The organism is Sedimenticola hydrogenitrophicus (genome assembly GCF_029017505.1).
Lineage (GTDB): Bacteria > Pseudomonadota > Gammaproteobacteria > Chromatiales > Chromatiaceae > Sedimenticola > Sedimenticola hydrogenitrophicus_A.
The window spans coordinates 58954-66983 of record NZ_JAQGEI010000034.1 but is presented as its reverse complement, the minus strand read 5'-3'; the positions used below and the strand labels follow the sequence as shown (position 1 = coordinate 66983).

General features: G+C 61.7%; 3 protein-coding genes. 1 reads left to right on the top strand and 2 read right to left on the bottom strand.

Annotation, left to right across the window (positions count from 1 at the left end):
• Positions 1-88: 88 nt before the first annotated feature.
• Positions 89-3994: an ATP-dependent RNA helicase HrpA gene (hrpA, locus tag O9K64_RS18565; protein WP_275099596.1), complete on the bottom strand. Its 3906-nt coding sequence runs from the start codon at positions 3992-3994 to the stop codon at positions 89-91.
• 230 nt (positions 3995-4224) lie between these two features.
• On the opposite strand from hrpA, the gene O9K64_RS18560 reads away from it, so the two are divergent.
• Positions 4225-5853, top strand: a complete 1629-nt coding sequence (locus O9K64_RS18560) for a methyl-accepting chemotaxis protein (RefSeq protein ID WP_275099595.1) — start codon at positions 4225-4227, stop codon at positions 5851-5853.
• Between the two features lie 348 nt (positions 5854-6201).
• Here the strand turns inward: O9K64_RS18560 and O9K64_RS18555 are convergent, their stop codons facing one another.
• Positions 6202-7929: an aminotransferase class V-fold PLP-dependent enzyme gene (locus O9K64_RS18555; RefSeq protein WP_275099594.1), complete on the bottom strand. Its 1728-nt coding sequence runs from the start codon at positions 7927-7929 to the stop codon at positions 6202-6204.
• Positions 7930-8030: the final 101 nt, after the last annotated feature.

Genomic DNA, 8030 nt, shown 5'->3' with positions numbered 1-8030 from the left:
TAGTAAGTAGTAACCACAGGCCGCACCATTATATTACTCAACAGGCCTCCCTGCCGACCCGAATACCGGTGCCGCCAGGTGCGCCCGGTTATAGCCCTAACTCCTTCCAGCGTTTTTCAATCCGTTTTATGGAGACGGGATAGGCGGTTTTGAGCTCCTGGGCAAACAGCGAGACACGCAACTCCTCCAATGCCCAGCGGATCTCCTCCAGCCGCTCGTCCACCCGGCCCTTCCTGCGTTCCCGCTGATCGCGCTCCGACCACTGCTGATGGAGTGACTGAAGCTCCCGCAGCAGTTGCTGATCACGCGTCGCCGCGTGGCTGAGTTTTTCCAGGCGACGCTGCAGCGCCGTCAGATAGCGCGGCAACTGACGCAGCTGTTGTATCGGGGTCTGCCCGAAGAAGCCCTTGAACACCAGGCGGTCGAGCTGTTGACGCATATCCGCGAGCGAGGCCATCCAGTTGATCTGGGTGCAGGTCGCCAGCTTTTTGGACAGCTGCTGATACTGATCGAGGATCTCGGCGGCGAGCCGGGCAACCTCATTGGCCATCGGCACCAGTTGCGGCTTGCAAGCCTCGATACGGGCATTGAATGTCTCGGCATCCCTGATCTCCGGCCGCCCGGCGATAAAGGTGAGATCCACAATGAGCACGACCAGTTCCTGTTCCAGGTCAACCGGATTCGCCTTGCCTTGATCCGGCAGCAGCGGCGCCTTGGCATACTGCAGACGCAGCTTTTGCAACTGCGGGAGATTGCGCCGGATATAGCGGGTCTCCTTGGCCAACCTGAGCATCAGCAGCCTAGCCACCCCCCGGCGATGCGCCTCCCTGGCATGCTGTTCGGAATCCACAATACGCACGGCCACCCCCTCTTCCGTCTCCACCAGGGAGGGGAAACCGGGCAGCCTGATCCCACCACGCTCCAACATCAGCGACTCCGGCAGCGGTGCAAAGTCCCAGTCCGTCACCCCTTCCCGCTCCAGTCCGGTCTCCGTGGCGGGGTGGAAACGCGATTCACCCTGGCTCCCGTGGCGCTTTTTCAGCACCTGCAGATCACGCCCTTCGGCCAGCGGATGCCCCGCATTATCCAGTACCAGGAAATTCATCCGCAGATGGGCCTCAACCGCCCTCTCCTGCCAGGCGTCCTCGGGGATATAGACTCCGGTCATCCGATGTAACTGATCCGAGAGCTGGCGGGTCAGCGGCTTGTCCGAAGGGGTCATCACCTTGAGACAGGCGTCGGCATAATCAGGTACCGGCACAAAGGATTTGCGCAGCGCCTTCGGCAGGGATTTCAGCAGGGCGATGATCCGCTCGCGCAGCAGCCCGGGAACCAGCCAGTCGGTACGCGCCTCCGGGACCTGATTGAGCACCGCCTGGGGTATCTTCAGACTGACCCCGTCGGCTCGGTCGCCGGGATTGAAGTGATACTCCAACGGCAGCCGCAGGCCGCCCATCTCCAGGGTATCGGGATACCGGTCCGCCACGTCGCCGGCCGGATTGGCCAGCAGGTCATCCTCGCGCATATGCAGCAGCTTGGGCTGCTCCCGGCTCACCTGACGCAACCACTTTTCAAACTGGGCGGCACTGTAGACCGCGGCCGGTATCCGCTGGTCGTAATAGTCGTAGAGGGTCTGCTCATCCACCAGCAGATCGCGCCGCCGGGTCTTCTCCTCCAACAGATGTATCGAGTCGATCACCTGGTGATTGTGCCGCCAGAACGGGGCCCGGGTATGGAAATCCCGGTCTACCAGTGCCGAGCGGATAAAGATCTCCCGCGCCTCCAGCGGGTTGATCGGCCCGTAATTGACCTTGCGCCGGGAGATGATCGGCAGACCGAACAGGGTGATGCGGACATAGGCGGCCACCTGTCCGCGCTTCTTTTCCCAATGGGGTTCGGAATACTCCTGCTTGATCAGGTGTCCGGCGATCGCCTCCACCCACTCCGGTTGAATCGCGGCCGCGTTGCGCGCATAGAGCTTGCTGGTCTCAACCAGTTCGGCCGCCACCACCCATTTGGGTTGCTTTTTGAACAGCGCCGAGCCGGGAAAGATAAAAAAATGGCTGTTCCTGGCCCCCAGGTACTCACGCCCCTTGCCGCTCTGGTGCAGACCGACATGGCTCAACAAGCCAGTCAGCAGGGAGCGGTGAATGGCTGCGTAATCCGCGGCCTGCTCATTCTCCCGATAACCCATCTCATGCAGCTGCCCACGCAACTGATGGTGGATATCACGCCACTCCTGCACCCGCGTCCAGGAGAGAAACCGGCTCCGGCAGTGGGCCTGGAATTTACGCCGCGAGAGGTGCTGCTGCACCTCTTCCAGGTGGCGCCAGAGGTTCAGGGTGGTGAGGAAATCGGACTCCTCATGGCGGAATTCCCGGTGCGCCTCATCGGCCGCCTGCTGCTTGTCCAGGGGACGCTCCCGCGGATCCTGTACGCTGAGCGCGGCCGCGATCACCAGCAGTTCGTTCAGACAGTGGTTTTCCGTCGCCGCCAGCAACATGCGTCCCACCCGGGGATCCACCGGCAGACGGGACAATGCCCTGCCGATCGACGTTATCCGCCGGTCGGCGTCCATCGCCCCGAGCTCCTCCAATACCCGGTATCCGTCCTTGATCAGCCGGCTGTCGGGTTTATCGACAAAGGGAAACTGCTCGATATTGCCGAAACCGAGCAGTTTCATCTGCAGAATCACCGAGGCCAGGTTGGTGCGCTGTATTTCGGGCTCGGTAAACTCCGGACGGGTGGCAAAATCCTCCTCGTCATAGAGCCGGATACAGACCCCGGCGGCGACCCGGCCGCAGCGCCCCTTGCGCTGGTCGGCACTGGCCCGTGAGATGCGTTCCACCGGCAGGCGCTGGACCTTGCTGCGATGGCTGTAACGGCTGATGCGGGCATAGCCCACGTCGATGACATAGCGGATACCGGGCACGGTGAGCGAGGTTTCCGCCACATTGGTGGCGAGGATGATGCGCCGGCTGCCGCCGCTCCTGAACACCCGCGCCTGTTCGGCCGGTCCGAGGCGGGCATACAGCGGCAGCACTTCGGTCAGCGGCAGCTTGTGCTTGCGCAGGTTCTCGGCGGTCTCGCGAATCTCGCGCTCGCCGCTGAGAAAAACCAGGATATCGCCCCGGTCGATCCGTGACAGCTCATCTACCGCGGCCAGAATCCCCTGCTGTATCGCATCATCCCGCTCGCCGCCGCCCTCCTCCGCGGGCGGCCGATAGCGCAGTTCGACCGGGAAGGTGCGACCGCTGACGTTGATGATCGGGGCATCCCGGAAATGCTTGGAGAACCGCTCGGGGTCGATGGTGGCCGAGGTGATGATCAACTTCAGGTCAGGGCGTTTCGGCAGCAGCTGTTTCAGATAACCCAGCAGGAAGTCGATATTCAGGCTGCGCTCGTGGGCCTCGTCAATAATCAGCGTGTCGTATTCGGTCAGATAGCGGTCCTGCTGGATCTCGGCCAGCAGCATGCCGTCGGTCATCAGCTTGATGTGACTGTTGGGTCCGACCCGATCGTGGAATCGCACCTTGTAACCGACCGAATCCCCCAGTTCCCGGCCCAGCTCCTCGGAGATGCGGGCAGCCAGGGCGCGGGCGGCAATGCGCCGGGGCTGGGTGTGGCCGATGCGTCCGAACACGCCGCGCCCCAGGGCCAGGCAGATCTTCGGCAACTGGGTGGATTTACCCGATCCGGTCTCACCACAGAGGATGATCACCTGGTGCTTTCGGATCAGCTCGGCAATCTCCGCCTGGCGTTCACTGATCGGCAGTTCCGCGGGAAACCGCGGCTCTGGCAGGCGCTGTTGCCGCTGCTCGACCATCTGCCGGGACTGTTCAAGCCGCTTCCACAGGCGCTCCAGATCATCGTCCAGGCTTTTTCCCTCGCGCCGCTTTCTCTGTAAGGCATTGATCTGCCTACGTAATTGATGGCGCTCCTGGATCAGGCAGCGATCCAGCAACTCGACGTCGGGTATTGACTCAACCTTCACAACAGCAGTCCGTTCAACAGAAGAGCGGCTATTTTACAGATTTGCCCCGTGGGAACACACCGCCACACGCCCTTCCGGGATACTGACCCAGATCAATGTCCCAAAAAAATGTAGGGGAAACACCTAAAGAAACACCCTGGCAAGTCGCAATAGGGAGTGGGGAAATCATCGATAGAAGAATCTTCGCTCATGGATATTGCGACACAACTGGAATTACCCGGGGACCTAAAATGAAACAAGCCAGTAACGCCTCCGCCAGAGGTATCTCCATCAGCACCAAGATAGACCTTGCCCTGGTGGTGCTGTTTCTCCTGATACTGATCGTCTCCGCCCTCTATCAGTTCAACAGCCAGCGTAACCTGGTCGAGCACATGGTCATGGATCAGACCGAAACCCTGGCCGACTCCTACTTCGACAACGTAAACACCCTGATGCTGACCGGCGGGATGGCCAACAAGGAGATCTCGCGGAAAAAAGTGACCTCACGCGAGGAGGTGCTGGATGCCCGCATCATCCGGGGTGAGGGGGTCGTCAAGACCTTCGGTGCCGGCACCGAACAGAACAGCATCAGGGATGAGCTGGATAAACGCGCCCTGGCGGGGGAGAAAATCGATTCCCTGTATAAGGACGACAACGGCCGGGTGCTGACGGTCATTATCCCCATGCGTGCCGAGAAGGACTATCGGGGCACCAACTGCCTGCTCTGCCATCAGGTACCCGAAGGTGAGGTGCTGGGTGCGGTACGGGTAGACTTCTCACTGAAGAACCTGGACAACACCGTACTCAAGGAGCTCTGGGTAAATATCGGGCTCAACTCCGCGCTGCTGATCGCCGGACTGGTCATCATCAGCTTCATCCTGAAAAAACTGGTGGTCTCGCGGTTGCGCCGGGTCACCGATGTGGTCCGCGCCATCGAGCAGCAGTCCGACCTCAGCCTGCGGGCCGAGGTGAAATCCAACGACGAACTCGGCCGGCTGGCCTTCGCCATCAATCTGATGATGGATAAATTCGGCTCCATCATCCACCAGGTCAACGCCTCCACCCTGAAACTGGCCGAGGAGTCCGCGCACCTCACCGACATCACCACCCAGAGTATCGAAGGCGTGCGCCGCCAGCAGTTGGAGAGTCAGCAGGTGGCCACGGCCATGACCGAGATGGAAGCCAACTCCAACGAAGTGGCCAACAGCGCCGGCAGCGCCTCCGAAGCGGCCAATCAGGCCGATGCCGAGGCGCTCGAAGGGGGCAAGGTGGTGAACAATGCCATCACCTGCATCAACACCCTGGCCGAAGATGTCAACCAGGCGTTCGACGTGATTCGCCAGTTGGAGACGGACAGTGACGGCATCGGCAAGGTGGTCGAGGTGATCACCAACATTGCCGAGCAGACCAATCTGCTGGCCCTGAACGCGGCCATCGAAGCGGCCCGTGCCGGTGAGCAGGGGCGTGGATTTGCAGTGGTGGCCGACGAGGTCAGAACCCTGGCCACCCGCACTCATAAAGCGACTCAGGAGATCCAGAGCATGATCGAGGGGCTGCAGCGTCAATCCCAGAATGCCGCCAACATGATGTCCCAGAGCCAGAAGCGGGTGGAAACCGGTGTCACCGAGGCGGCCCATGCCGGTGATTCACTGAACCGGATCACCCAGTCAATCAATACCATCAGCCAGATGAATGAGCATATCGCCACCGCCGCCCAGCAACAGAGCATGGTGGCCGGGGAGATCAGCCGCAACATCACCGCCATCAGTGATGTCACCGGCCAGACCGCCGATCACTCGGAGCAGATAGCCCGGACCAGCAAGCAGCTGTCGGGGCTGGCCTCTGAGTTGAAGCATGTCATGGGGCAGTTCAAGGTCTAGCGGGTGAAGTGTGAAGTTTGAAGGGTGAAGCGTGTAGGATGGGTGGAGGCGCGGCACCCTTGTTGACGGCAATTCGCGGCGATCGGACGCGCCGTAACCCATCTTCGGATACGGATGCAGGTGCACGATGGGTTACGCGCCGGAGAGGGAGCCGGCGGAGAGTTCATGTAGGCGCTCCACCCATCCTGAATGCAGTCCGACCCGGGCAGGCACGGGGGCCTGCCGCTACGATCGGGTCGCCCGTCCGGTGTTCAACCTCCCCGTAGGGGCAACCGCCCGTGGTTGCCCGAAACCTTCGGTTGTACCAACCCAGGCAAGCACAGGGCCTGCTCCTTCAAACGTCTCCCTTCAAACTCCTAAACTCTCACGGGTGAGCAGAAAAAACTGCAGCACCCCCTCCTCCCCGTCCAGGGTCACCTCATGGCGCTCCCCCTCACCCAGCGCTTGCGCATAGCGGTGCGCCGCCGCCAGGTTGGCCGCATAGTGCTCCCGTCGCTGCGCAACACTCAACTGTTCGTCCGCCACAGCGGCGGTTTCAAGCGCCTGGTCGAGGGAAAAACCGATATCTGCCTCGGGCCGGTCCCTATGAGTCCAGAGACCGCTGGCCGAATCGAAGCGGTAGAGCGGCAGAAAGCGATATCCCCACTCCGCCACAAATTCCACCGCCTCCAGCAGATAGGCCACCTCGGCCTCGTCGAACAGATAATGCAAGCCGATCCGGCACCAGCCGGGTTTGATGCCACAGTGTCCCTCGGCAATCACCGCCCGGAACTCCTCCGCCAGGGCATCATCGATTCCCAGCAGTTTGTGGCCATAGGGACCGGCACAGGAACAGCCGGCGCGGCTCTGGATCCCGAACAGATCGTCCAGCAGCGTGGTGACGAAGCGTGGATGGTAGTAGCGGCCGCCTGGCCCCCGGAGATTGAACGAGACAATACCGATACGCCGTTGCGGATCGGGATTCCCCATGATCTCGATATGTGGATGGCGACCCCATCGCTCTAGCGCCCGGTGCAGGTAATCCGTCTCCCGCCGGTCGATCACCGCCTGGCCGACCGCCTGCTTGATCTGAAACACCAGGGCCGCCTTGAGCGTCTGCAGGATCCCCGGCGTGCCGGCGCTCTCCCGGGCCTCGATGTCCTTGACGAAGTCGTGACTCTCCGGCCCCACGTAATCCACCGTGCCGCCGCCCGCCACGCTCGGCGCCAGCTCGGGATGATAACAGCGCCGGTTGAACACCAACACGCCACTGGCGCCGGGGCCGCCGACAAATTTATGCGGGGAGATGAATACGGCATCCAGTGATCTGTCCCCCGCTCCCGCTACCAGTGGCGGATTCATATCGATCTCGACATAGGGGGCACTGGCCGCATAATCGAAAAAGGCCAGGGCTTCATGGCGATGCAACAGGGCGGCGATCTCATGCACCGGCGACTTCATGCCGGTCACATTGGAGGCGGCGGAGAATGAGCCGATCCGCAGCCGCCCCTGGTATACGGGCAATTTCAGCAACCTTTCCAGGTCTGCCAGGTCGGTGCCACCCTCCGCATCCAGCCGCACCTCCACCACCGTCGCCAGGCTCTCACGCCAGGAGACCTCGTTGGAGTGGTGCTCGTAGGGCCCGACAAACACCACCGGCTGATGCGCCTGACAGTAGTCGGCGAATGCCTCTGCCTGGGTGGCACCGGCAAACCCCTGCAGCAGGGAGTGCATCACCTGGCGGCTGGCCGCCGGGAGCTTGACCCCCACCAGCTGCTGCATGCGGTCGATGGCCCCGGTGGCGCCGCTGCCGCAGGCAATGATGCGTCCCTCGGGCCCGGCATTGACGGCCTGCTTGATGATCTGCTCGGCCTGATGCAGCAGGCCGGTGGTGGTGCGGCCGCTGCTGTCGTCCTCGGTATGACTGTTGGCATATAGCCGCAGCAGTCGCTGCAGATACCTTTCGACAAACCGGAGCCCCCGTCCGGAAGCGGTGTAGTCCGCATAGACCATGCGCCGCTCCCCGAAGGGGGTTCGCAGCAGTGCATCCACCCCGATAATCTGATCGCGTAGATAGTCCGGATCCAGCTGTTTCATTCGTACCCTGCTTTCGGCCTCTGTTCGTTTCCATATGCTACACCCGAAAGGCGGGGAATTGTTCGCACCTTAAGGGAATCAGAAATACCTTCCCCGACCGG